Raw genomic sequence first — 24,805 nt, 5'->3', positions numbered from 1 at the left:
CACACCAACATGGGATGGCGCCGGAATCGCGCGCGCGACAGCGGCGACCTTCTTCGTGGTACGGAGGGCCTTCGGCGGGCTCGAGCGAAATCTGGAGCGCTTCGGGATCGTGCACCTGTTCGCGCTGCTGCTGGTTGCCTTCGCCCACGCGGCGACGCTGGTGGCGAAGCACCCGCAGTGAGCCCATGCGCCACCGCCGTCATCTGGCGAGATGCGGCGCGTGATGCGCTTCCCTCGAAAATGAAGCGCGGCCAGACGTCTGGCTCTCCGTGGTCAGACGTCTGGCTTTCCGTGGTCAGACGTCTGAGCGTTCGTGCCAGCCCGGCGCTGCTTTCCGAGGCGAAGGCCATGGGGAGCCTGCTCGACGCCACATGGCCCCCAGACCATGATCGTCCGTGTAGATCTGCTGGCCACGAACACGCGCGTAACAGGTGAAGCAATGGGCACGCCGGTGAACGCAAGAAAATTGGTGGGCCATGGCCCCCCGTCCGAAGAGGGAAGAAATCTATCCAGTGCGCTGCTGGCGACGGCGGGCATCTCGTGGGCTGATCTCGAGATAGACGCGCGCGGCCTGCCCCCGGGTCTCCTGATTTCGGCGTTCTTCAGCGGTTTCCTGGAGAGCGTCCACGAGAACAGGCCAGCGCTCCTCAGGAAGGCGAAGAGGGTGAAGTGGCACCTCTCCTTCCAGTTTCAAGAAGAGAACGTGGCCAGGTGGACGCATGATTTCAGGCCATTGGACGGCTAAAAAAAAAAAAAAAAAAAAAAAAACAAGGCGCACAAGCCAGGAGCTGAGCGATGACGGTTCATGTTGCGATGTCCTCTGCGGCTGGCGGTATCATGTTCTCTGACAGTCAGGTCTCGGCGGGTGACGACGAAGAGTTTTCCGGATTCGAGAAGCAGTTCTGTGGGTCCGACTTTCTCGTCGGGGTCGCCGGCCTTGCCGAGGTCGCCGACGCGATGTTCGACCACCTGAGCCTTCTCGTGTCGCACGCGGGGGTACATCTGAGCTCGTCGAATATCGAATCCGTGATCTGGAGCTATCTGGAGACCGAGGTCCAGCCGGAAGCTGCGCGAGCGATGCAGCTCTTGGTCGTCACCCCAAACCCTGGTCACAAGATGATCAGTCGATACACACCCTATCTGTTCAGGCGATTTGAGCAACGGAGCGTTTTTGGGGTCATTGGCAGTGGCGAGCCGTTCTTGTCCCGCGCGCGCATGAGAGACGTTGCAATTGGAATTGAGCCCCAGGTAGGGACGCTGGAGGACTTGCTCGTGACGGTCCATGGTTACGCGGAGGCGTCCAGCCAGAGCCGTACGGTGAACGATCAGTTCTTCGTGGGTTACCTGGTCGGCAACAGGACGTACTGTATGGGCCACAGGAAGATCGACCCGGAGCATGCCCCTCGCGCGCTGCGAGGTGCATGGCCGGAGGCGTCTGGACGCTTCGATGAGATCCTGGGGCTGGTGCGGACGATCCAGGGGGAGCTCCAGAACGCGCGGCGCGCGTTCTCTTCGATCGCAGCGGGCGAGCTGGATGCGAGGGCGCGGCGGCAGATCAACGACAGCAAAGCGTCCATTCAAAAGAACCGCGCGAGGTTGCGCAAGGCGCTGCGGGACTATTTTCAGTGGTATGACCGCTTGTTGAAGCGGGCTGCGATCGCCGCGTGAGACTCCCTCCATCCGCTCGCGTCGCCCCCTCCGACATGCCCGGCGGCTCACGCTCCGGGACGGCAGCTCGCCTTGCAGGAGGAGGCTCCCAGGTGTATGGCTCGTGCCATGTTCACGGCGGACCTGCGCCCCGGGAGCTCATCCGTCGAGAGAGCGTGAGACCCGGGCAGCGGCTCGGCGCGAGAGGAGCCACCATGGCCATCGGGTTCCACGTTCCACAGGACGAGTACGGCTGCTTCTCGAACTTCTCTCGCCACGGGTTCGAGGCCGATGGCCGGTACTGGCCCACCGCCGAGCACTACTTCCAGGCCCAGAAGTTCGCCGGCACCGAGCACGAGGAGCGCATTCGACGCGCAGCGACACCCGCGCTCGCGAAGGAGATGGGCCGGGATTGGCGCCTCCCGCTCCGCTCGGACTGGGACAGCGTCAAGGACGACGTGATGAGGCGCGCCGTCCTGCGCAAGTTCGAGACCCACGCGGACATCCGGGAGATCTTGCTGGCGACCGGCGACGAGGAGATCGTCGAGCGCTCCCCCTCGGACTACTACTGGGGGTGCGGCGCCGAGGGCGTCGGCAGGAACATGCTCGGGAAGATCTTGATGGAGACGCGAGCGCTCCTGCGGAGCCGCGGGTGAGGTGAAGCGACCGCGGGCGCCTCAGGGCACCGGCAGCTCGAACGCCACGGCGTAGTTCGGCTGCGCAGCCTTCGTGACCCAGCCGACGAACGGATCGGAGTCGCGGAGCTGGCCCCAGGCGTAGAACCCGTTCGTCGGGGCCGCTGCGTGGGTGGTCATCGCGTAACCGACGGTGACGTCGCTCGCGGGCAGGTCGCCGCTGCACGTGATCTTCACCGCGTCGCCGTCGATCTCGACGGAGCTGATCGCGATCTTCGTGTCCCCCTGGCGGACCTCGAAGCCTCGACCGTTCGCCCAGACCGTCGGCGCAGGCAGCGCGTCGTCCCACCGGAGCGGCGGCACCGGCACGTGGAAGCGCACCGTGATCACGCGGCCGCTGCGCTCGACGCCCGTCGGCTGCAGCGGCTGCCAGTCGCGGCCCATCACGATCCGCTCGAAGTAGATCTGCCCGTACTTCTCGCCCATCATCTGGCCGCCGACCGACGAGAGGTGGACGCCGTCGCCCCGGCCCGGGAGGTGATACTTCGGGCCGGTACACACGATGTCGCCGGGGTGCTCGACCCCGAGCCGCCACTGCGTCAAGGTCGAGAGCGCCCGCCGGTCCCCGACCGGGGGGAAGCCGTGCTGCTGCGAGATGAACAGCGGGATCTCCTCGGTCTGACCGGTGATCTGCTGGAGATCGGCGTTGTAGTCGTTCCAGAGCTTGACGAGCTCGTCTCCGTACGCCTCGTTCGCGAAGTCCGTCTCGCCGTGCGTCATGAAGATCGCGCCGACGCCGTACGTCTTGCCCGCTGCCTGCGCGAGGCGGGTGATGGCCTGGACCTCGAACAGCGTCGCCGCATAGGCCCGTCGACATGATCGGCTCCGAGCCGGCGGACAGGCTCTGGCCGGTGCCGATGATGCCGGCCCAGTCCCACGGGACCCGGGGCTCGCTGGCGGCCGAGCCGCCCCCGCCCGCCCCGTTCGCATGAAGCGCTCCGCAATTGAGTTGGACTCAAATGGTCGTGACGCCGGTCACGCGACCTGCGCGGCGCGGTCGTCACACACCCCGCGATGGACCGGCAGCTCAGGAGCGCGGCCGCGGTATTCCGAGCCGCTGCCGGCGCTCCCACAGGGTCTTTCGGCTGATGCCGAGCCGGCGGGCGATCTCGGTCTCCGTCAGCGCGGCCTGGTGCTCCAGGACGAAGCGGCGGAAATAGCTCTCGAGCGAGTCGGAAGGGGGCTCCGCCTCGGGCGCGTCCGCCGGGGGAACGGGCGCCGGCGCGGGGGCGTCGAGCCCGAGGTGCCCGAGCTCGATCTGGCTGCGATCGGCGAGGACGATGGCGCGGTGTACGGCGTTCTCGAGCTCGCGGACGTTGCCAGGCCAGGGGGCCGCCGCGACGGCGGCGCGCGCCTCCGGCGACAGCGCGAGCGGCGCCTGCGCCACCGACCACGCGCGGCGCCGGAGCAGCGACTCCGCGATGCGCACCGCGTCGCCCGGCCGCTCGCGAAGCGGCGGGAGGCGGATCTCGAGGACCCGCAGCCGGAAATAGAGGTCGCTGAGGAACGAGCCGTCGCGCACCCGCTGCACGAGGTCCCTGTGCGTCGCGGCGATGAGGCGCACGTCGACGCGCCGGGCGCGGCTCGCCCCGACGCGCCGCACCTCGCCCGTCTGGAGGAAGCGAAGGAGGCGCGCCTGGACCCTCGCCGGCAGCTCGTCGACGTCGTCGAGCAGGAGCGTCCCGCCCTCGGCCGCCTCGCAGAGCCCCGCGCGCGCTGTGTGCGCGCCGGGGACGGCGCCGCGCTCGACCCCGAAGAGCTCGGCCTCGATCTGCGCCTCGGGGATGGCCGCGCAGTAGACAGGGACGAACGGGAGCTGCCGCCGCGGGCTCAGCCGGTGCACGGCCCGGGCGAGCGTCTCCTTGCCGGTGCCGCTCTCGCCGAGGAGGAGCAGCGTCGCCTCGCTCGGCGCGACCCTTCGCGCCTGCGCGAACACCTCCCGCATCGCCGCCGAGCCGCCGACCATGCCCTCGAGCTCGTCGTCGGCCGGCGTGGGCGGCGCCGACGGGACAGAGGGCGCCGGCGGGACAGAAGGCGCAGGAGGCGCGGGCGGCGCGACGCTCGACGGGACGCCCGGCGCGACCTCGGCGGGCGCGCTCGGCCCGGAGCGCGCGACGGCGAGGTGGCGCGCGACGAGGGCGAGGAGCTCGTCGTGGTCGAACGGCTTCGAGAGGTAATCCGCGGCGCCGCGCTTCACCGCCTCGACAGCCGCCTTCACCGTGGCGTAGCTCGTCATGAGAACGACAGGCGCATCGCCGCATCGGCCGACGAGCTCCGTGCCCGGCGCGCCGGGCAAGCGCACGTCGGCCAGCACAAGGTCGAACGCGCGCAGGTCGTTGCCCGCGTCGGCCTCCGCGATCGATCCCGCCTCGACCACCTCGTGCCCGTGACGGGCGAGCAGCCTCCGGAGCTCCGTCCGGATCACGACCTCGTCCTCCACAAGCAGGATCCGGCTCATGCCTCCGCCTCCGGCCAAGGCTACTCAGGCCCGAACCATCTGAAAGCGTGGGAATACACAGGGACGCGCGACGCAACGCATGAACGTGAAGCAGCTCGGGCGTCCCATCATCGTTCGCGGCGCCGGGGGCCGGTCGTCACCGCGCTGAGCGCAGCGCGATTGTCGGGGTGACCCGCCCGCTCCCCGCCGGGGGAGCGGGCGGTCGTCGCCCGCGCGGCCGGGCTTCACGCGCCCGCCCGCGCCCCCGGAGCCCCACCCGACGTCACTTGGTGAACAGCGAGAGGTCGACGGCGTCCGCCATCGTCTCGTAGCCAGTCGGGTTCAGGTGCAGCCAATCGTTGTCATCGAGGCTGTCTTGCAGCTTCGAAGGATCGCTCGGGTCGCGGACCACCGCGTCCAGATCGATGACCGCGTCGAACTCGCCGCTCGTGCGGATCCACTCGTTGACCTCCTGACGGGCGGCCTCGCGCTCGGTGGAGTAGTAGTTGTGGCCGTTGAACGGCAGGATGGGGATGCCGTAGACGAGCATCCCCTTCTCGTGGGCCTTGTCGATGAACTCGCCGAAGGCATCGATAAGGCCGTCCGCGACCGTCGGGCCGGAGCCGGCGGCGGCGTTGCCGATGTCGTTGACGCCCTCGTAGATGATCAGGTAGCGCGCCCCGCGCTGGTCCAGGACGTCGCGCTGGAAGCGGGCCTTGGCCGTCGGCCCGAGCCCGCCGGACAGCACGGTGTTTCCGCCGATGCCCAGGTTCAACACGGCGACCTGGGCGGTCTCGGGGTTGGCGCGCAGGCGCCGGCTGAGGAAGTCCGGCCAGCGGTTGTTGCCGTTCGTCGTCGAGCCACGACCGTCGGTGATCGAGTCGCCGAGCACGACGAGCGCCGAGGCCTCGGGGCCGGCCATGACGTCGAGGCCCGTGATGTAGTACCAGTGATCGGTGGTCACGGGCGAGGTCAGCGTCGCCGCCGAGACCCCATCGCCGGCCTGGATATAGGAGGTCGTGCGCGAGCCCGGGTGCCCGGTGATGCCGGCCGGCACGCTGCCGAACCGGATGGTCACCGCCAGCTTGCTGATGGGCTTGAGGTCGTAGTCGACCGGGTCGGAGAAGACCGCCTGCCCCACCGGGATGGTCACCGAGGGAGAGCCATCGAAGGTCAGCGCCGTGTCGGTGCCCGCGGCGATGCCGTCCGCGGTCGTCGAGTCCGCCACGTGGACCGACTGCATCGTCACGGGCCCGTCGCCGAACTCGTTGGAGAGCAGCAGCCGCACGGAGCTGCCCCCGATCGAGGTATAGATGACCTGGCGCAGCGTGTTGTTGGCCAGGCCCGGCTCGGCCGGCGGGTTGTTGTGCGGCTCGGTGAGCTGCGGGCCCGTGGACCAGGTGCCGACCCAGCGCGCGTCGCCGGGGGTGCCGCCGCCGCCACCCTCGCCCGGCGACCCGCCGGTGCCGGTCGCGCCGCCCGCGCCGCCCGTGCCGGCCCCGCCACCGCCTTCCGCGGCGCCGCCGCCGCCGTCCCCGGCGCCGCCCGAGCCGCTCGTGGCGCTCGAGGTCGTCGACGCGCCGCCCGAGCCCGAGCCCGAGCCCGAGCCGGTCGTCGCGTCGCCAGGTCCGGTTGAGTCATCGCCGCAGGCGGCGACCGATAGAAACAGAAGAGCCCAGAGAATTTTCCGCATGGTCATCAACCCTCGAAAGGTTGCTTCGTTCGTGATCGCCCGGGGTCCCCCGCGACGCAGCGCCCCAGCCCTCTGCCCCTTCAGCCCATCCGGCGCGAGGTCGGCAGATCCAGACGGATCTCCGCCCTGCGTGATGCGGCAACCGGGCCGGTCAAAGAGTTCAATCAGATGGCAGCGTTGCCCGCCGTCGGTCCCGAGCGGCGCGCGCGAGAGCGCGAGTCGATGCCATTGCTCCTCACACGCGCGCTCTGCTGTACCACACGAGGATTCGAGGGCATACACGTTTCACGGTCGCGGGACGCGCGGATGGCCTCGTCCGGCACCGCCACGTTACGATAGGTAACACCTCGGCCGAATGCGGTGCGGCCGGCAACACGGTTCACGGCCGGGGGATGCGCGGGCGGCTTGGTCCGGCGGCGCCACGTTACGATCGGTAACACCTCGGCGGAGCGCGGTGCGGCTCGCCGCCCGACGGAGACCGCGCCGGAGCACGTCGAGATTGCGCTCCGCGTCTTCGGTTGAGGAGCGCGAGCGGCTCGAGGACACGTTGCGAATCAGCCCATGGCGGCTGGTACGCAAGATGCGGAGGTGGACGTCCACAGATCACAGGGAGATCGTCGCATGCGTCCTGCCCAATCCCGCGCGCTTGCCCTCGGGCTGACCGACGTCCTGGAGGCGTTCAGGCCCTGATGGCCTCGACCAGCCGAGCGCGCAGCCAGCGATGGCCGGGATCGTCGTGCACGCGCTCGTGCCAGACAGCAGAGGCGCGGTCCAGCCCGAGCTCGACGGGGGGCCGGACCGCGCGGAGACCGAAGGGCGCCGCGAGCACCGCGACCGTCGCGGGGCACGTCACCACGAGATCGGACGCCGCGAGGAGGAAAGGCACCGTCACGAAGTGCTGGACCTGCGCGACGACCCGCCGGCGCCGCCCGATCGCCTCGAGCGCGCGATCGACAAGGCTGCCGGGCATGCCGTGCGGCGCGATCAGCACGTGTCCGAGCTCCAGGTAGCGCGCCAGCGTGAGCCGCCGCGACGCCGCAGGGTGCCCTTCGCGCATCAAGGTGATGAAGCGCTCGTCCGGCAAGCGGAGCTGCCGCAACGACGGGGGCGCGAGGAACTCGGGGACGAACGCCAGGTCGGCCGTGCCCCGCTCGAGCCGCCTCACGAAATCCGCGTCGGCCCGGTCCACCTGCACCGCGACGCGCGGGGCCTCGCGCGCGAAGATCGGCAAGAGCCGCGGCAGGGCGGCGGCCTCGAGCAGGTCGTTGCCGAGCAGCACGAACCGGCGCTCGGACGTCGGCGGATCGAACGGCGCTCCGGCCTGGACCGCCGCCCGCAGGCTCGCCAGCGCCTGCGCCAGCGGGTCGGCCAGCGCCTGAGCGCGCGGGGTGAGGGCGAGCGTCGGCCGCCCCGGAGCGAGCAGCGCATCGCCGAAGAACTCGCGGAGCCGCCCGAGCCGCTGGCTCGCGGCCGACTGCGTGATTCCCAGCCGCTTCGCCGCGCGCGTCACGTGCCGCTCGCGCAGCAGCACGTCGAGGGCCAGCAGGAGGTTCAGGTCGTCGGGGAGCTCGTCGGCCATTAGCGGTCCTAATAGCATCCATTCGCAGCATTTCCTGTCCTGATGCGCCGCTGCGCCTCATGGTGTGCGCGTGGCCGCGGCGCGTGGAGCCCGGCCGGACATCTGCTGAGGAATGGAGGGATCATGGAGCGAGTCAGGGAAATGAGATCCGGGATCTCCCGGCGGCGCCTCCTCTGGGGCGTCGCGACGCTCGCCGTCGCCGGCGGCACGGGCTGGTACGCGGCCGGCCGGGGCGTGTTCGACGATCGGCGGGGAGCCCCGTTCGCGCCGTGGACGGCGCTCCGCGGGCGCGGCGGCGGAGGACCGATGGAGCTCGTGCGCGCGGCGGTGCTCGCCGCGAGCCCGCACAACACGCAACCCTGGCTGTTCGAGGTCAACGAGGACCGGATCGACGTGTTCTCGGATCCGTCTCGATCGCTCGGCAACATGGACCCGTTCGGGCGGGAGATGCACATCGGGCTCGGCTGCGCGATCGAGAACCTGGCGCTCGCGGCGGGCGCGCTGGGGTGGACCCCTCGAGTGGAGCTCGGCGCCGGACGGCTGCCGCTCCTCGACATCGTCGAGACAGGAGAGGCCCGCGGCCCGGCGCCGCGGCCGACCCGGGTGGCGACCGTCCAGCTCGACCCGGGCGGGGCGGAGTCCCCGCTCGCGCAGGCCATCGCGGAGCGGCACACGAACCGCGGCCCCTACCGCGCGCAGCGCGTGCCTGCCTCGGCGCTCCGGGACCTGTCGAGCTTGAACGAGGATCGATCGACGCTGGCGATCGTCTGGCTCGAGCACCCGGAACAGCGCGAGCGCTTCGCCGCGCACACGGTGCGAGCCACCGAGATCATCGCCCACGACGCGGCGATGGTCGAGGACAGCGACGCGTGGTTCCGGCTCACGCCCGAGGCGATACGGAGCCACCGGGACGGGGTGACCCTCGACGCGATGGGGCTCGGCTCGGTGCTCACGGCCGCGAGCAAGCTGCTGCCCAGGCCGTCTCCGGAGCGGATGCACGAGGACTGGATCCGGGTCACGCGCGAGGTCCACCTCGCGGACGACCCCATGACCGGCGTCATCGCGGTCCGCGATCGGCACGACCTCGGCGCGACGCTCGGCGCAGGGCGCCTGTGGCAACGAATGCAGCTCTGGGCAGCCGCGCGCGGGATCGCAATGCACCCGCTCAGCCAGGTGCCGGAGGTCATCGACCGCGAGCGCCAGCTCGGACGAGCGCCGGCCGTCGAGCGCTCGTTCGACGAGGCGCTGCGGCTCGGCGGCTGGCAGCCGACGATGGCGTTCCGGCTGGGTTACGCCGTGCGCGAGGGCGTGGCCGGCCCGCGCCGCGCCGCGGAGGACGTGCTCCACGTGGAGCGCGCCGCCGGCCCCCCGTTCGGGGCGCGCCGCTGAGCGGCGCCCGGCGGCTGCGCCGCGGCGAGCAGGTGCGGCTGGCGAGCGCGCTTCGCCACGGCGAGCTCCCGGACGGCCCTGGCTTCCGTGCTGCTCATGGCGACGCGGTGCAGGCCACCACGCTCCCCGTCCTCAGCCTCCGCCGGCCCCGCCCCGCCCGCGCGCCTCCCGCGCCGCGCCGGCCCACAGCACGGCGAGCGCCGCCGCCGCCATGCCGCCGCCCGCGGCGCAGACGCCGGGCCACCCCCAGCGCGCCCAGGCCGCGGTGCCGAGCCACGCGCCGGCCGCGCCGCCGGCGAAGTACGTCGTCATGTAGATCGTGTTCATCCGGCTGCGCGCCTCGGGGCGCAGCGAGTACACGCGCGCTTGATTCGAGATCTGATTGGCCTGCGCCCCCAGATCGAGCAGCACGACGCCGAGCGCGATTCCCCACAAGGAGCCTCCGACGAGCCACAGCACACCGAAGGACGCGAGCAGCACCGCGATCGCGAGCGCGTTGATCCGCCGGTCGCCGCGCACGTCCGCGTAGCGGCCCACGAGCGGCGCCGCGGCGGCGCCGGCGACGCCGACGAGGCCGAAGAGGCCGGCCGTCTGGGGGCCGTGGCGCTCGGGCAGGCTCTGGAGATACAGCGCGAGCGTCGCCCAGAAGGCGCTGAACGCGCCGAACGTGAGGGCGCCGAGCGCCGAGTGCAGCCGGAGCACCGGCTCGCCGCGGGAGAGGCGCCCGAGCGAGCGCAGGAGATCGGCGTACGACATCGGCGTGACCGGCGGCTGCGACGGCAAGGCGAGGCGCAGCACCGGGCCGAGCGCGAGCATCAGCCCCGCGGCGAGCCAGAACACCGCGCGCCAGCCGAGCTGCGTGCCGACGAAGCCGGCCACGGTGCGCGACACGAGAATGCCGATGAGCAGGCCGCTCATCACCATCCCCACGACACGGCCGCGCTGCGCGTCGGGCGCGAGCTGCGCCGCGAACGGCAAGAGGAGCTGCGGGACGACGCTCGTGATGCCCACAGCGAAGCTCGCCCCGACGAGCCACGAGATCCCCGGCGCGAGCGCGGCGCCGAGCAGGGAGAGGCTCGCCAGCGCGGACATCAGCACGATGAGCCGCCGCCGCTCGTGGCTGTCGCCGAGCGGCACGATCAGCAGCATGCCTGCCGCATACCCCACCTGCGTCATCGTGGGCACGAGCCCGAGCAGGCCGCCCGCGCCGCCGAGCTCCCGGCCGATGTCGCCGAGCAGCGGCTGGTTGTAATAGAGGTTGGCCACGGTGACCCCCGCGGCCGCCGCCATCAGCCAGACAAGCCCGGGGCGCAGCGACCCAGGCGACGGCGCGTCAGGCGACGGCGCGTCAGGCGAGGAGCTGGCAGACGAGGACGGGGCGGGCGAGGACGCGGACGAGACCTGCATGGGACGACGCGAAAAGGAGGGCAGCGCAGGCATACGCCGCGTGCCCTCCCGCATCAATCGCACATGCGCGTCCGGCTCCTCCCGATCAGGGCCAAGCAGGGCGGGTCAGAAGAAATCAGAAAGGGAGCTGCAAGGAGCCAGAAAGGAACGCGCAAGGAAGAGAGCGGCGGGAGCCGTCGAGTCGACGTCGCGAGGGACGCGGCCCGGCCGGCTCCCGCAGCGCCGTCTCACAGCCGGCACTCGCCGCGGTACGCCACCGAGATGCCCGCCGCGTTCGCGGCGCACGCGTTGCCGTACGTCCGGTCGTCGCAGCCGCAGACCGGGTTGTACTCCTCGGTGCAGGCCTCCGGGATGGGATCGCAGACGCCCGTCATGTCGGCCGCGCCGCACGTCGCCTCGAGGCTGTAGTTGCAGAAGAACCCGGGGTCGCACGCGAAGCCGGCGATGCCGCCGCAGAACTTCTCCGGAGCGGGAGCGCACTCGCCGGACGACGCGACCGACACGCCCGCCGCGTTCGCGGCGCACGCGTTGCCGTACGTCTTGCCGTCGCAGCCGCAGACGGGGTTGTACTCGAACGTGCACGCCTCGGGGATCGGCGCGCAGGCGCCCGGCAGGTCGAACGAGCCGCAGTCGGCCCTCTCCGGGAAGTCGCAGAAGAACCCGGGGGCGCACTCGGCGGCGCCGCGGGTGCCGCACACCTCACCGCCGCCCGAGGCAGGCTCACACGCGCCGCGCGACGCGACCGACACGCCCGCCGCGTTCGCCATGCACGCGTTGCTGTAGGTGTTGTCGTCGCAGCCGCAGACCGGGTCGTACTCCTTCGTGCACCCCTCCGGCGTGGGCACGCAGGTGCCCGTCTGATCGGCCGCGCCGCACATCGCGTCGGGCGCGAAGTCGCAGAAGAACCCCTCGTCGCACGCGAGGCCGAGGAGCCCGCCGCAGTCCTGCTGCGGAGGCGGGGCGCACTCGCCGAGCGACGACACCGAGACGCCGGCCGCGTTCGCCTCGCACTCGTTGCCGTACGTCTTGCCGTCACAGCCACAGACGGGGTTGTACTCGCGCGTGCACACCCGGGGGGTGCGCTCGCAGGTGCCCGTCTGGTCGAACGCGCCGCACATGGCCTCGAGCTCGTAGTCGCAGAAGTAGCCGGGCCGACAGGTGAGGCCCAGCAGCCCGCCGCATGCGCGCCCGCCGCCCTTCACCTCCTCGGCGTCGGAGTCGATGCTGCTGCTGCTGCCGTCGCTCACCTCCACCTGACAGCCCACCGTGAACGGCGCCATCGAGAGCGCGAGCCAGAGAACGGAGCCGAGACGGGAGTTCTTGAGACGATTCTGGACGTTCATCATGTTCCTCCAACAGGGCCCCGCCGCTTTCGGCGAGGCGATAGACGTGAGAGAGCCCCTCCCCTCCCGAGGAGGGGCCCAGCACGCCGCGCAGCGGCGCGGCGCGTGATCCGTTGCTGTCTTCCGACCGCTCCTCGACCTCTCAGTCGGGGAGCGTGAGCGTCAGCGCGCGCCGCCCGGGCTCGGGCGACGTGACGTCGAGGAAGAGCACGTCCTCGCGCTCCACCCCGCCGCCGTCCGCGCGCACCGTGACAAGGCCCGTGCCGCCCGCCGGCACGACGAACGCCGCCGCCGGGCTGACGCTGAAGGGCGCGGCGCCCCGGCGGAGGCGCGGCGCCTCGATGGCGACGTCCTCGTCGCACGTGTTGCGGACGAGCACGTCGCGGGCGCCGGCGCCGCCCTCGAACGAGACCCACGTGTCGATCTCGAGGCACGGCAGGTGGTCGAGCGTCCGGTGGGTGCCGCTGATGGGCGACCCCGCGAGCAGGAGATCCGTCGGCGCCGAGCGGCGCTCGCCCTGCTTCACCTGCATCCGCAGGACCTGCTGCTCGGAGGCCGTCACGGTGACGAGGAAGCTGCCGTCAGCGCCCACCTCCGCGAGCACCGGGGCGTCGAGGCTGTCGAGGTTCGTCACGACGACGACGCCCCCGGCCGGCTCGACCGCTCCCGGCTCTCCATAGAGGGAGATCTGGTCCTGGAACACCTTGATGGTCTCGGGCACGACGATGAGCCCGGCGTCCAGGATCGGGTCGTGGACCGGCGGGCTCGGTTGCGGGCTCACGACGCAGCCGCCGAGGAGCACCGCGAGCAGCGCCACGACCGCGCCCCGCCGGTCTCCGTGTCTGGCTGTGGTCCGCATCGCCATGCCCAGCCCTGGAGCAAGCGCGATGCCGAACGAAAACGAACGGAAAACGGCGCGAAAACTCAGGCACAAGTGTCTCATAAGATGTCTCACTGTCTCACGTGGCACACGGATGATACAGTGGGCGCGTGATCCCGGCCGAGGGAACCCTTGTCGCCCGCCGCTACCGCCTGATCCGTCCCCTGGGGCGCGGGGGCCTCGCGACGGCGTGGCTCGCGCGGGACGAGGCGCTCGGGCGCGACATCTGTCTCAAGCTGCTCGGGCGCGCGCGCACGGCGGAGCGGGCGGCGTTCCGCGGCGAGTTCAGGATGCTGGCGGGCCTGTTCCACCCCCACCTCGTCCGGGTGCACGACTTCGGGGTGCTCCGGGAGGCGGGAGCCGGCGAGCCGCGGTTCTACTTCACGTCGGAGGCGGTGCTCGGCGCGCCGCTCGACGCGTACGCGACAGGCCGGCGCTTCGAGGAGGTGCGGGCCGCGATCGTGGACGTGCTCGACGCGCTGCGCTTCCTGCACCGGGCGCGCATCCGGCACGGCGACGTGAAGCCGGCCAACATCCTGGTCGGCGCATCGGGGCGCGCGGTCCTCATCGATCTGTCGTGCGCGGCGCGCCTCGGGGCGCGGTGCGACGACGGCGTCTCGGGGACCCAGGGCTACCTGGCGCCGGAGGTGATCCGCGGCGAGCCGGCCGACGGCCGCGCGGACCTGTTCTCGCTCGGGCGCACCCTCGCCGCCGTGGCCCCGCTGCTGGCGGAGCCGCTGCCGGAGGCGGTGGGCGCGCTCGTCGAGCGCCTCGTCCGGCCCGAGCCGCGCGACAGGCCGGCCGACGCGGGCGAGGTGCTCGACTGGGTCGGCGCGTCGCCGCGCGCGCTGGCGCCGCCGCCGCCGGAGCCGCCGCACCTCGTCGGCCGCGAGGAGGAGGTGCGCGCGCTCGCCGGGGCGCTCGCGGCGCTCGGGCGCGGGGAGCGCGGGCCGCGGCTGTGCGTGCTCGCCGGGGAGCCGGGGTGCGGGAAGAGCCGCGTGCTGCGCGAGGCGAAGTGGAACGCGGAGCTCGGGATGGAGGCCGTGGAGGGGTTCGCGCGGACGGCGGCGCCGGTCGCGTCGATGCTCCGCCGGGCGACCGGCGAGGAGGCGCTGCCGGCGGGGGCGCTCGGCGCCCTGCGCGCGCACGAGCGGCTGACGCGGGGGCGGTCGGGGGCGGCGGAGCCGCTCGTGCTCGTGCTCGACGACGCCGACGAGGTGAGCGGGGCGGACCGGGAGATGCTCGAGGCGCTGGTCCGGCTGCTCGGGCCCGAGGATCCGGTGCTGCTGCTCGCGGCCGAGCGCACCCCGCACGGGGGCGGGCGGGCGCCGCTCGCCGCGGTGGCGGCGGAGGCGGGGCGGAGCGCGCTCGAGGTGGCGCTGCCGCCGCTCGGGCGCGAGGCGGTGCAGCGCTGGATGGACGACATCGGCCTCGGCGACGCGGCCGAGGCGGTGCTGCGCGCGGGCGCGGGGTGGCCCGCGGACCTCGTTGTGACCGCGGGGCGGCTCGCGGAGAGCGGGGACATCGCGGGGCTCGAGGCGACAACGCCGGGGGCGAGCGCGCGGTACGCGCTGCGGCTGCGGGGGCTGCGGGGGCCGCTGCGCGACGCGGTGGCGACGCTGGCCGTGCAGGGCGGCGCCGTCGCGGACGAGGAGCTGCCGGCGCTCGGGCTGCCCGTCGCGCACCTGGCCGAGCTGGCGGCGCGGGGCGTCGCGGCGCGGGCCGCGGGGGGGTGGACGCTGACGCGCGCCGGGCCGATCGCGGCGCTGCTGGAGGCGCTCGGGGGCAAGGCGGTGCGGGCGGCGCACGCGCGCGTGGCCGGGGCGTACCCGGAGCGGGCGGAGCGGCAGGCGCTGCACCTCGCGCTGTCGGGCGACGCGGGGGCCGCCGAGCGGCTGTTCCTCGCGCGGCGGGCGGAGCGGGAGGCGGATCCGCGGGCCTGGGCGGCGGCGGCGGAGGCGCTCCTCGAGGCGGCGACGGCGGCGGAGACGCGGCTCGAGATCGCGTCGACCCTGCAGCGGGGCGGGCGCGCGGGGCGGGCGCGCGAGGTGCTGGAGCAGCTCGTCGACGGGGAGCCGGCGGCGGCGCTCGGGGGGCGGCGGGGGCAGGCGCTCGCGCGGCTGGGGGCGTGCCTGCTCGAGCTGGGGGACCCGACGGCGGCGCTGGCGCGGCTGGAGGAGGCCGAGAGGGCCGGCGGCGGGGGGGACGGCGCGGGGGACGGCGGCGGGGGGGACGGCGCGTTCGCGCCGCGTGAGCGGGCGGCGATCGCGGACCTGGCGAGCCGGGCGCTGCTGCGGCTCGGATCGCACGCGGAGGCGCGGGCGCGCGCGGAGCCGGCGCTCGCCTCGTGCGACGACCCGGAGGTGCTCGCGAGCCTCCACGAGGACGTGGGCGTGGCGGCGAGCTACCTCGGCGAGCGGCGGATGGCGGGGCTCCACCTGGGGCTCGCGGCCGGGCTGCACCGCGACCGGCGCGCGCCGCGGGCGCTCGTGCGGGCGCTGTCGTATCAGGCGATCGACGCGTTCCGCGCCGGCGAGGTGGAGGCCGCGCTCGTGGGATACCGGCAGGCGCTCGCCACGGCGGAGGAGCACGGGCTGGGGGACCTCGTCGCGCGGTGCAGCCTGAACGTGGGGACGGCGTGCCACCAGTCGGGCGAGCTCGGGGAAGCGCTGGCGGCCTACGAGCGCGGCGCGCGGCTCGCGTCCGCCCTGGGGCAGGCCGACCTGGTGCTGGTGCTCGACTTCGACCTGGCGAAGCTCTGGGCGGACGTGGGGGCGTTCGAGCGCGCCGCGCGCGTGGCGTCGCGCGTGGAGGCGGAGGCGGCGCGGCGGGGGGCGCCGTTCTTCGCGGCGGCGGCGGCGTCGGTCCTCGGGGACTGCGCGCTCGCGGCCGGGGACGCCGCGGAAGCGGCGCGGTGCTTCGAGCGGTCGCGGGGCGGCTTCGAGGCGCAGGGGGCGCGGCGCGAGGTGGTCGAGGAGGAGCTGGAGCTCTGCAGGGCGCACATGGCGCGCGGGGCGCTGGACGAGGCGCGCGCCGCGCTCGGGCGGGCGCGCGCGCACGGGGCCGTCCGGGACGCGCCGGACCTCGGCGCGCGCGCCGCGCTGCTCGAAGGGCGGCTCGCGCTGCTCGCCGGCCAGCTCAACCTCGGTCAGGCCGGCAACCTCGGTCAGGCCGGCAACCTCGGTCAGCCCGGCAACCTCGGTCGGCCCGGCAACCTCGGTCGGCCCAACCTCGGTCAGGCCGGCAACCCCGGTCAGCCCAACCTCGGTCAGCCCGGCAACCCCGGTCAGCCCAACCCCGGTCAGCCCAACCTCGGTCAGCCCGGCAACCTCGGTCAGCCCGGCAACCTCGGTCAGCCCGGCAACTTCGGTCAGCCCAACCTCGGTCAGGCCGGCAACCTCGGTCAGCCCAACCTCGGTCAGGCCGGCAACCTCGGTCAGTCCAACCTCGGTCAGCCCAACCCCGGTCGGCCCGACCTCGCCGCCGCCCGGGAGCTCCTCGAGCAGGCCCTCGCGCTCGCCGAGCGCGCGGCGCAGCCCGACCTCGTCGCGGACGTGCGCCTCGCCCTCGCCGAGGCCGCGGAGCTCGCCGGCGACCCCGACGCCGCCGCCGCGCAGCGGGGGCGCGCGGCCACCGCCTGGGCGGCGATGGCGCGCACGCTCCCGGAAGCGCTCCAGCACGCCTTCTGGATGCACCCCCGCCGCCGCGCCGTCCGCCCCCCGCCGCCGGCCGAGGCGGCACCGCCCCCCGGGGCCGCCGGCGCGCCCCCCGGGGCCGCCGGCGCGCCGCCCGCGCCGGAGCGCGCGGCCAAGCTCGAGCGCCTCCTCGAGGTGTTCCGCAAGCTCAACTCCTCCGTCGAGATCGTCGACATCCTCGCCATGGCCATGGACGCCGCGATCGACCTCACCGCCGCCGAGCGCGGGTTCCTGCTCCTCGAGCAGCCCGGCGGCGAGCTCCGCGTGGCCGTCGCCCGCAACGTCGACCGGGAGAAGGTCGGCCGGAGCCACCTCAAGTTCAGCTACAGCATCGCCGAGCGCGCCATCGCCGCGCAGGAGCCCGTGGTCACCGTGGACGCCCAGGAGGACGAGCGCTTCCGCGAGCACGCGTCGGTCCACGCGATGCGCCTCCGGTCCGTCATCGCCGTGCCGATCCGCTCGCCCGACGGCGTGCTCGGCGCCCTCTACCTCGACAACCGCTTCCGGCGCGCCCGCTTCGCCCCCGAGGACGTCGACCTGCTCCTCGCCTTCGCCGACCAGGTCGCGCTCGCGCTGCGCAACGCGCGCCTCGTCGACGACCTGCGCCGCCGCACCGCGGAGCTCGAGGCCGAGCGGCGCCGCGTCGAGGAGCTCCTGCGCGGCCAGGCCGCCGAGATAGACCGCCTCCAGGAAGAGGTCCTCGTCCGCCAGCAGGCGCTCGAGCACCGCTACGACTACGGCGCCATCGTGGGGCGCGGCCCCGCCCTCCGCGCCGTGTTCGCGACGCTCGACCGCGTGGTGGACACGCCGGTCAGCGTGCTCGTCACCGGCGAGAGCGGCACCGGCAAGGAGCTCGTCGCGCGCGCCATCCACTTCGCCGGGCCGCGCAAGGCCGGCCCGTTCATGGGGATCAACTGCGCCGCGCTCCCCGCCGCCCTCCTCGAGTCCGAGCTCTTCGGGCACGTGCGCGGCGCGTTCACCGGGGCCGACAGGGACCGCACGGGCCTCGTCGTCGCGGCGCGCGGCGGGACGCTGTTCCTCGACGAGCTCGGCGAGATGCCGCTCGAGGTGCAGGCGAAGCTGCTCCGCGTGCTCCAGGAGCGCGAGGTGCGCCCCGTGGGCAGCGCCGAGGCCGTGCGCGTCGACTTCCGCCTCGTCTGCGCCACGAACCGCGATCTGCTCGCCGAGACCGCGCGCGGGCGCTTCCGCGAGGACCTCTACTACCGCGTCGCGGTGGTCCAGATCCGGCTCCCGCCGCTGCGCGACAGGCTCGAGGATCTGCCGGAGCTCGCGCTCCACTTCGTGCGCCGCGCCGCCGAGCAGCTCGGCCGCCCTGCGCCGCAGCTCTCGCGCGAGGCGCTGCGGCGGCTCGGCCAGCACCGCTGGCCCGGCAACGTGCGCGAGCTGGAGAACGTGATCACGAAGGCGGTGGTGCTCTGCGACGGCCGCAAGATCGGCGCGGACGACATCGACCTGCCCCGGCCGCGGGACGGCGGCGGCCGCGGCGCGCGCGGCGGAGCCGAGCCGCCGCGCGACGAGCGCGACGAGCGCGCCGCGCTGCTCGGCGCGCTCGAGCGGACCGGCTGGAATGCGCTGCAGGCCGCGCGCGAGGCGGGAATGTCCAGGGCGACGTTCTACCGGAAGCTGCGGCGGCTCGGGATAGAGCGCCCGGCGAGCGCCCGCAAGGATTGACCTTCACCGCTCCGTCACAGGCACACAACCGCTCGACACATTTCGTCCGGGATGGCCGATTATCCCTGTTCTGCCATCCCCTGCACGGGGCACTTCGCCTCACCTGAGGCGCTCCGCCATGAAACGGCGCATGAGCCCGTTACCGCTGTGCGTCGCGTCCGGACGCGAGGATCGGCCTCTCATGATGCGGCGCGGAACAAGGCATCTCATCAGCCCGGCGCGAGAGCCTCCGCGCTCCGCCCCGACCCCAGCCGTGCTGCGCAAGCGCTCTCTGCAATGGAGGATGGCCCGCGCCTTGCGACAGGGTCCGGGCATGAACACAGCGAAACTCTTTTTCGTGATGTCTCTCTCGATCGGGGCCGCAGTCGGCTGCGATCGAGCAGAAGGCACGCCTCGTGGGGACGGCAAGGACACCGCGGCGGTGCAGGGCGAGATCGCCCAGCGGGCGAACAACCCCACGCCGACGCCGGCCGACAACACGGACAAGAACGATCGCGACCGCGACCCCGCCGCGCTGACGCCCGGCGACCAGGGCGAGAACGAGGCCGATCGTACCATCACGCAGAAGATCCGGCAGGCGGTCGTCGCGAACGACACGCTGTCGATGAACGCGAAGAACGTCAAGATCATCACGAACGGGCAGGTCGTCACGCTGCGCGGCCCGGTGAAGAGCGACAAGGAAAAGGCTGACATCGCCGCGATCGCACAAGGGATCCCGGGCGTGCAGCGGGTCGACAACCAGCTCGAAGTGGACGCGGACTGAACCGGTCCGAAGAACCAGTCTGAAAGGGAGACACCATGGCAACGAAGAAGGCGGTCCTGGGCCTCGTGAGCACGCTCGCTCAGGCAGACATCATCGTCGGCGAGCTACAGCGCGCCGGCTTCCTGACCAGCGACATCTCGGCGCTGTTCCCGGACAAGCACGGGACGCGGGACTTCGCGCACGAGAAGAACACGAAGGCGCCCGAGGGCGCGACGGCCGGCGCGAGCGCGGGCGGCGCCATCGGCGGGACCATCGGCCTGCTCGCCGGCATCGGCGCGCTCGCCATCCCGGGGCTCGGGCCGTTCATCGCGGCCGGGCCCATCATGGCCGCGCTGAGCGGCGCGGCGGCCGGCGCCGCCGTCGGCGGCGTGACCGGCGCCCTGATCGGGCTCGGCATCCCCGAGGTGGAGGCCAAGCAGTACGAGGGCAAGATCAAGGGCGGCAACATCCTGATCTCGGTCCACGTGGAGAACAGCGAGGAGCGCTCGCTGGCCAAGCAGATCCTCGAGCGCGGCGGCGCGACCGACATCGCGGTCCTCAGCGAAGAGGGCATCTCGAGGAAGGACAGGGCGGTCGCCTGACCTGACCCGCACGACTTGACCGAGAGCGACTGCCCGCCTGGCGCCCGGCCCCCTTCGCGGCGTCAGGCGGGCAGCCGCTCGAGGTCGACCTCGTCCGAGGGCCTCACATCGGCCTTGAGGAAGCGCTCCATCTGGCGGAGCGCGTAGACGTTGTCTTCCTCGCTCTCCGATGCGACGCAGTCCGAGGGGACGACCAACCGGTAATCTCGCATGTACGCGTCGTTCGCGGTGAACAGGACGCAGATGTTCCCCGCCATGCCGGTGAGGATGAGCGTCTGCGCGCCGAGCGACTCGAGGAGGATCTCGAGCGTGGTGCCGTAGAAGCCCGAGTGCTTGGGCTTGAGGACGAAGTAGTCGTCCTCCTCGGGCCGCAGCAGCGCCGCGATCTCCCGGCCGCGGACGCCCTCTTCAAGGCAGTGCTCGATCTGCCGGTGGAAGTTCGACTGCCAGCGGCCGAAGTTGTCGTTCACGTAGACCGCGGGGATGCCAGCGTCGCGGCACCGCTGCTTCAGCGCCCGGATGCGGTGCGCCATCGGGAGCGCGTGGGCGAGCAGCCGGTCTCCCGTCGGAAAGTCCAGGTCGTTGATGACGTCGATCAGGAGCAGCGCGGTCCGGCTGTTGTCCGGCGCAGCTCCGTGCAGGTCGTGGGTCCGCCGCGGCATGACGTCTGTTCGTATACAACGAACACAGACGAGCGGGGCAGCAATCGCCACGCCGCCCGGTGCGCCGGGGCGAAATGCGACGTCACGCAAGGCCGCAACGCCCGAACGGCCGGTTCGAGCCGTCGGCCGCCGGCTTGCATTGCTCTCCTGGTACACACCTCGAACGGACCTCTGGGCGGGCCCAGGGTGGAACCACGGCGGAGACCACGCCGGAAGGAGAGCGCATGCCGCGCAGCATCTGGAAAGGGAGTATCAGCTTCGGGCTCGTGCAGATCCCGGTGGCCCTCTTCCCCGCGGAGGAGCCCAACGAGCTCCACTTCAAGCAGCTCGACAAGCGGAACATGACGCCGATCCGCTACGAGCGCGTGAACCGGGAGACGGGCGAACCGGTGAGCTGGGACGATATCGTCCGCGGCTATCCGTACGAGAAGGACGAGTACGTCGTGATCTCCGACGAGGACCTGCGCCGCGCGAACGTCGAGGCGACGCAGACCGTGGACATCCTCGATTTCGTGGATGAAGCCGACATCGACCCGATGTACTACGACAAGCCGTATTACCTCGCCCCGGCGTCGCAGAACACGAAGAAGAAATCACCCGTGACGGCGTACGTGCTCCTGCGCGAGGCGCTGCGGAAGACGGGGAAGGTCGGGATCGCGAAGGTGGTGATCCGGACGCGCGAGCACCTCGCGGCGGTGAGGCCGCGCGGCCGCGCGCTCGTGCTGAACCTGCTCCGGTTCGCGCACGAGCTCCGCTCCGACGAGGAGCTCGACCTGCCGGAGATGGACGCCGAGGGGAAGGGCCTCGGCAAGCGGGAGCTCGAGATGGCGGAGCGGCTCGTGGCCGAGATGTCGACCGCGTGGAAGCCGGAGAAATACAAGGACGAGTACCGCGATGACGTGATGAAGCTCATCGAGAAGAAGGTGAAGTCCGGCGACACGACGACCCCGGCGGAGGCCCCGGAGGAGGAGGACCGCGCCCGCGACACGGGCACGGTCGACCTCATCGCGCTGCTCAAGAAGAGCCTCGGCGCGAAGGGCGGAAAGGCCGCGAACGACGACAAGGAGTCGAGCGCGGCCAGCCCGAAGGTGCGCAAGGCGGACAAGGCGGACAAGACAGACAAGGCAGACAAGGCGGACACCCCCAAGCGAAAGAGCGGCTCGCGCCGGGCCGCGTAGCGCGCTGCGCCACGGGTCAGCGCGGCGGGCCGCCGAGCTGACCCGTGGCGCCCCTGTGATATACCGAGCTCATGCGCCCCAAGTATCCCTCGGACGTCACGGCCGCGTTCCTCGAGCTGGAGGCGCAGTCCCAGCTCGCGGCGCAGCGGATGGCCGTGAGTCCCACGGGCGCTCCCGGCGCGCCGTCCGTCTCCGCGGACGTCCTGACACAGCTCATCGAGACGATGTTCTTCGCGTCCATGGCGACCGAGGAGGGGCGCCTGAACCCGGTCGGGATCGTCTTCACCGGGAGCCCCGCCGACTTCGAGGCCGAGGGGCCCGCGTGGGACCTCGTGAGGTTCGGGTCCACCATGGCGTTCGACGTGGAGCACGTGGCCAACCTGGCCTCGGCGTGCGCGTGGCCACGCTCCTTCCTCTCCGTGGTTCCGCAGGAAGGGTCGCTCGTGATCGCCGGCTTCGCGACGCCGCACAGCCGCCAGTCGGTCGATATCGATCGTCTCGTGCGCGTCGTCGTCCCGAAGCCGGGCGTCGTGGCCGTGTACCGCGGCGAGTGGGAGGTCGTCCGCTACGAGCGCGGCGCCCTTCGCACGTGGATGCCCAAGCACCGGCCTCAGCTCGACTCCATCGAGCGGACCGTCTTCGGCGAGCACGCGAGGCCGCTCGCCCGCCAGGTGCGCAATTACCTCCTGCGCATCGTCGAGGCGATGGTCGAGCTCGGGCGCGGAGGGCTCCTCGCCGTCCTGGGGCCGGGAGAGGGCCTGCCGCAGCTCTTCGGCGAGGAGGGCAATCCGTTCGACACCGAGGTGAAGCGGCTGGATCCAGCGCTGTGCCTCGGCTCAGCCATCCTGGACATCGCCGCCGCGCACAGGGCCTCTCTGCCGGACGCGCCGCAGCAGGCGCCCGGGAAGGCGCACGCGTGCGCCCCGGACCGGTCAGCGACGGGCCACGACCGCGTGAGTCGCCTCCTCGACCTGATCGTCCGGCTGACGACCGTCGACGGGGCGGTGGTGATGAGCCACACCCTCGACGTGCTCGCGTTCGGCGCGAAGCTGCCCCCGGGCAAGCAGATCATCTCCGAGATCTTCGCCGCCACCCCGGACCAGCGGATGGACGCGAACTGGTCGCTCGACGCGCGGGGCACCCGCCACCGCGCGGCAGCGGCGTTCGTGGCGGGGTACCCGGAGCGGATCGCCTTCATCGTCTCCCAGGACGGGCTCGCGGCCACGTTCCAGGAGATCGAGGGGAAGGTCGTTTACTGGCCGCTGTGACGGGGCGCCAGGGCGGGATGGGGGCCGCTCAGAGGTGGCGCACGATCAGCGCCGCCATCTCGTCGATGGGCGCCTCGGCCGCGGCGAGCCCGGCCTCCTGCACGCGGCGGGGCATGCCGTAGACGACGCAGGACGACTCGGCCTCTGCGAGGACCCTCCCGCCCGCCTTGTGGATCGCGCGGGAGCCCTCCAGGCCGTCGTCGCCCATGCCCGTCAGCACGACCCCGAGGACGCCCGATCCGAGCTCGGCCGCCGCGCTCGCGAAGAGCAGATCGACCGAGGGGCAATACAGCGACGTGCTGGACGCCTGCGCGAAACGCACGCTGGCGCGCTCCAGGTGCCGCTTCACCTCGAGGTGCCGGCCCCCGCGCGCGATGACCGCCAGCCCGGGCCGGAGCTCGAGATCCTCCGACGCCTCGACGATCGAGACGGCGCTCGCCTCGTCCAGGCGGCGCGCCAGCGACTCGGTGTAGCCGGCGGGGATGTGCAGCGCGACGACGACGGGAACCGGGAACCCGCGGGGCAGCGCCGTGAGCAGCCGCGTCAGCGCCTGAGGGCCGCCGGTCGACGCGCCGACGACGACGAGCCGCGTGCGCGCCGGCACCGGGAGCGCCGCGGGCACGACCGACGAAGGCCGCGGGCGCGGCTCGGCGACGGGCCGCCTCGCCACGGCCGCGGCGAGGACCTTGCGGACCAGCTCGTCCGAGAGCTCGAACAGGCGATCTGTCGCGAGCGACGTCGGCTTCTCGACGATGTCGACCGCGCCCTGCTGGAGCGCCCGGACGCCGAGCTCGCTGTCCGCCTCGGCGTTGCTGACGACGACGACCCGCGGCGCGCCGTCGCGCGGCAGCGACCCGAGCACGCCGATGCCGTCGAGGTTCGGCATCACGAGATCCAGCGTGACGACATCCGGCTTGCAGCGCGCGATCTTCTCCAGCGCGTCCAGGCCGTCCATCGCCGTATCGACCACCTCGATCGAGGGGCTCGCGCTGAGGACCTGCCGCAGCACCTTGCGCACGAACGCAGAGTCGTCGACAACGAGCACGCGGACAGGAGGGGTCTTCATCGCTCGGCCTTCCGGTAAACGAACACGCCGCCCCGCTCCTCGCATGCGAGCGCGGTGCCGAGCCGCAGGAGCGACTCGGAGACCCCGACGAGGAGGACCCCGCCCTCGACGAGCGCCCCCGAGAGGTTGCCGACCACCCACCGCGCCGTGTTGTCGTGGAAATAGATGAGCACGTTGCGGCAGACGATCACGTCGAACCGCCCGAGCGACGCGATCTCGTCCGCGTCGAGCAGGTTGATGCGCCGCCAGTCGATCGCCCGCTGGAGCTCGGCGCTCACGGTGACGCGGTCGGGCGCCACCTGGAGCCAGCGGGCGGCGAACGGGGGCGGCGGGGCGTTGGTCCGGATCGAGCGCGGCCCGAACACGCCGGACCGGGCCCGCGCGAGCGCCCGCGCGCTGACGTCGCTCGCGACGAGCTCGACCTTGTCGAGGAGGCCCCGCTCGGCCAGCAGCATCGCGATCGTCAGCGGCTCCTCGCCGGTCGCGCAGGCCGCCGACCAGATCCGCGGCCGCGCCCCCGCCGCCGCCCGCGGCGCGACGAACTCGGCGATCGCGACCTCGAGCTGCGGGAGCTCGCGGAAGAAGTACGTCTCGTTCACGACGAGCGCGTCGATCAGCGCGTCGAGCTCGGCCGCGCCCGCCGGGTCGTAGCGGAGGAAGTAGTAGTAGTCGAGCAGCGAGTCGAACCCGGCCTCGATGGCGCGCACCGACAGCTTGTCGCCGAGCAGCTCGCGATCCCCCGCGTCGTAGTGGATCCCGATCTTCTCGGCGATGAGCGCGCTGAAGATCGCGAAGACCTGCGGCGAGATGGGGAGGCGGCTCGTCATGAC

General features: G+C 72.6%; 20 protein-coding genes. 10 read left to right on the top strand and 10 right to left on the bottom strand.

Features of this window, described 5'->3' with window-relative positions; translation table 11 throughout:
* The first annotated feature begins 55 nt into the window (after window positions 1-55).
* From WMF24_RS13700 to WMF24_RS13685, 4 genes are all read left to right on the top strand, one after another.
* Entirely contained in the window at window positions 56-181 is a 126-nt protein-coding gene (locus tag WMF24_RS13700) for a hypothetical protein (protein ID WP_437736836.1), read from the top strand.
* A gap of 204 nt (window positions 182-385) precedes the next feature.
* A complete protein-coding gene (locus WMF24_RS13695; RefSeq protein WP_437736835.1) occupies window positions 386-745 on the top strand; it encodes a hypothetical protein in 360 nt (119 codons plus the stop codon).
* Between the two features lie 50 nt (window positions 746-795).
* Complete coding sequence (locus tag WMF24_RS13690; protein ID WP_437736834.1) at window positions 796-1,668, top strand: hypothetical protein; 873 nt, start codon at window positions 796-798, stop codon at window positions 1,666-1,668.
* Between the two features lie 194 nt (window positions 1,669-1,862).
* On the top strand, window positions 1,863-2,303 hold the full coding sequence (locus WMF24_RS13685; protein WP_437736833.1) for an NADAR family protein: 441 nt from the start codon (window positions 1,863-1,865) through the stop codon (window positions 2,301-2,303).
* Between the two features lie 21 nt (window positions 2,304-2,324).
* Here the strand turns inward: WMF24_RS13685 and WMF24_RS13680 are convergent, their stop codons facing one another.
* The 4 genes from WMF24_RS13680 to WMF24_RS13665 all read right to left on the bottom strand — a co-directional run bounded on the left by WMF24_RS13680 (window position 2,325) and on the right by WMF24_RS13665 (window position 8,051).
* Complete coding sequence (locus WMF24_RS13680; RefSeq protein WP_437736832.1) at window positions 2,325-3,062, bottom strand: hypothetical protein; 738 nt, start codon at window positions 3,060-3,062, stop codon at window positions 2,325-2,327.
* A 307-nt stretch (window positions 3,063-3,369) separates the two neighbouring features.
* Window positions 3,370-4,800, bottom strand: a complete 1,431-nt coding sequence (locus WMF24_RS13675; RefSeq protein WP_437736831.1) for a sigma-54-dependent transcriptional regulator — start codon at window positions 4,798-4,800, stop codon at window positions 3,370-3,372.
* 262 nt (window positions 4,801-5,062) lie between these two features.
* Window positions 5,063-6,472: an SGNH/GDSL hydrolase family protein gene (locus tag WMF24_RS13670; RefSeq protein ID WP_437736830.1), complete on the bottom strand. Its 1,410-nt coding sequence runs from the start codon at window positions 6,470-6,472 to the stop codon at window positions 5,063-5,065.
* Window positions 6,473-7,151: 679 nt separating this feature from the next.
* Window positions 7,152-8,051 carry a LysR family transcriptional regulator gene (locus WMF24_RS13665; RefSeq protein WP_437736829.1) on the bottom strand — a complete coding sequence of 300 codons (900 nt, stop codon included), beginning with the start codon at window positions 8,049-8,051 and terminating at the stop codon, window positions 7,152-7,154.
* Window positions 8,052-8,192: 141 nt separating this feature from the next.
* On the opposite strand from WMF24_RS13665, the gene WMF24_RS13660 reads away from it, so the two are divergent.
* Complete coding sequence (locus WMF24_RS13660) at window positions 8,193-9,440, top strand: Acg family FMN-binding oxidoreductase (RefSeq protein WP_437736828.1); 1,248 nt, start codon at window positions 8,193-8,195, stop codon at window positions 9,438-9,440.
* A gap of 132 nt (window positions 9,441-9,572) precedes the next feature.
* Here the strand turns inward: WMF24_RS13660 and WMF24_RS13655 are convergent, their stop codons facing one another.
* The 3 genes from WMF24_RS13655 to WMF24_RS13645 all read right to left on the bottom strand — a co-directional run bounded on the left by WMF24_RS13655 (window position 9,573) and on the right by WMF24_RS13645 (window position 13,055).
* Entirely contained in the window at window positions 9,573-10,730 is a 1,158-nt protein-coding gene (locus tag WMF24_RS13655) for an MFS transporter (protein WP_437736827.1), read from the bottom strand.
* Window positions 10,731-11,074: 344 nt separating this feature from the next.
* On the bottom strand, window positions 11,075-12,193 hold the full coding sequence (locus tag WMF24_RS13650) for a Kazal-type serine protease inhibitor family protein (protein ID WP_437736826.1): 1,119 nt from the start codon (window positions 12,191-12,193) through the stop codon (window positions 11,075-11,077).
* A 139-nt stretch (window positions 12,194-12,332) separates the two neighbouring features.
* Complete coding sequence (locus tag WMF24_RS13645) at window positions 12,333-13,055, bottom strand: hypothetical protein (RefSeq protein WP_437736825.1); 723 nt, start codon at window positions 13,053-13,055, stop codon at window positions 12,333-12,335.
* Between the two features lie 125 nt (window positions 13,056-13,180).
* On the opposite strand from WMF24_RS13645, the gene WMF24_RS13640 reads away from it, so the two are divergent.
* The 3 genes from WMF24_RS13640 (at window position 13,181) to WMF24_RS13630 (ending at window position 19,801) form a co-directional block, all read left to right on the top strand.
* Window positions 13,181-18,457 carry a sigma 54-interacting transcriptional regulator gene (locus WMF24_RS13640; RefSeq protein ID WP_437736824.1) on the top strand — a complete coding sequence of 1,759 codons (5,277 nt, stop codon included), beginning with the start codon at window positions 13,181-13,183 and terminating at the stop codon, window positions 18,455-18,457.
* A gap of 253 nt (window positions 18,458-18,710) precedes the next feature.
* Window positions 18,711-19,220, top strand: coding sequence for a BON domain-containing protein (locus WMF24_RS13635; protein WP_437736823.1), 510 nt, complete (start codon window positions 18,711-18,713; stop codon window positions 19,218-19,220).
* Window positions 19,221-19,255: 35 nt separating this feature from the next.
* On the top strand, window positions 19,256-19,801 hold the full coding sequence (locus tag WMF24_RS13630; RefSeq protein ID WP_437736822.1) for a DUF3341 domain-containing protein: 546 nt from the start codon (window positions 19,256-19,258) through the stop codon (window positions 19,799-19,801).
* 62 nt (window positions 19,802-19,863) lie between these two features.
* Here the strand turns inward: WMF24_RS13630 and WMF24_RS13625 are convergent, their stop codons facing one another.
* Complete coding sequence (locus WMF24_RS13625; protein ID WP_437736821.1) at window positions 19,864-20,463, bottom strand: cysteine hydrolase family protein; 600 nt, start codon at window positions 20,461-20,463, stop codon at window positions 19,864-19,866.
* 224 nt (window positions 20,464-20,687) lie between these two features.
* Here WMF24_RS13625 and WMF24_RS13620 point away from each other — a divergent pair, with 224 nt between their 5' ends.
* Both WMF24_RS13620 and WMF24_RS13615 read left to right on the top strand, forming a co-directional pair.
* Complete coding sequence (locus WMF24_RS13620; protein ID WP_437736820.1) at window positions 20,688-21,641, top strand: Ku protein; 954 nt, start codon at window positions 20,688-20,690, stop codon at window positions 21,639-21,641.
* Between the two features lie 71 nt (window positions 21,642-21,712).
* Window positions 21,713-22,909 carry a putative sensor domain DACNV-containing protein gene (locus WMF24_RS13615; RefSeq protein ID WP_437736819.1) on the top strand — a complete coding sequence of 399 codons (1,197 nt, stop codon included), beginning with the start codon at window positions 21,713-21,715 and terminating at the stop codon, window positions 22,907-22,909.
* Window positions 22,910-22,937: 28 nt separating this feature from the next.
* Here the strand turns inward: WMF24_RS13615 and cheB are convergent, their stop codons facing one another.
* Together cheB and WMF24_RS13605 are read right to left on the bottom strand one after the other, a co-directional pair.
* Window positions 22,938-23,975, bottom strand: a complete 1,038-nt coding sequence (cheB, locus tag WMF24_RS13610; RefSeq protein ID WP_437736818.1) for a chemotaxis-specific protein-glutamate methyltransferase CheB — start codon at window positions 23,973-23,975, stop codon at window positions 22,938-22,940.
* Window positions 23,972-24,802, bottom strand: coding sequence for a CheR family methyltransferase (locus WMF24_RS13605; RefSeq protein ID WP_437736817.1), 831 nt, complete (start codon window positions 24,800-24,802; stop codon window positions 23,972-23,974). The genes cheB and WMF24_RS13605 overlap by 4 nt, the downstream gene beginning before the upstream one ends.
* Window positions 24,803-24,805: the final 3 nt, after the last annotated feature.

The organism is Sorangium sp. So ce1335 (assembly GCF_051521615.1).
In the GTDB taxonomy this organism is placed as follows: Bacteria; Myxococcota_A; Polyangia; order Polyangiales; family Polyangiaceae; genus Sorangium.
The sequence above is the reverse complement of the archived record's forward strand: the minus strand, read 5'-3'. Positions and strand labels throughout refer to the sequence as shown.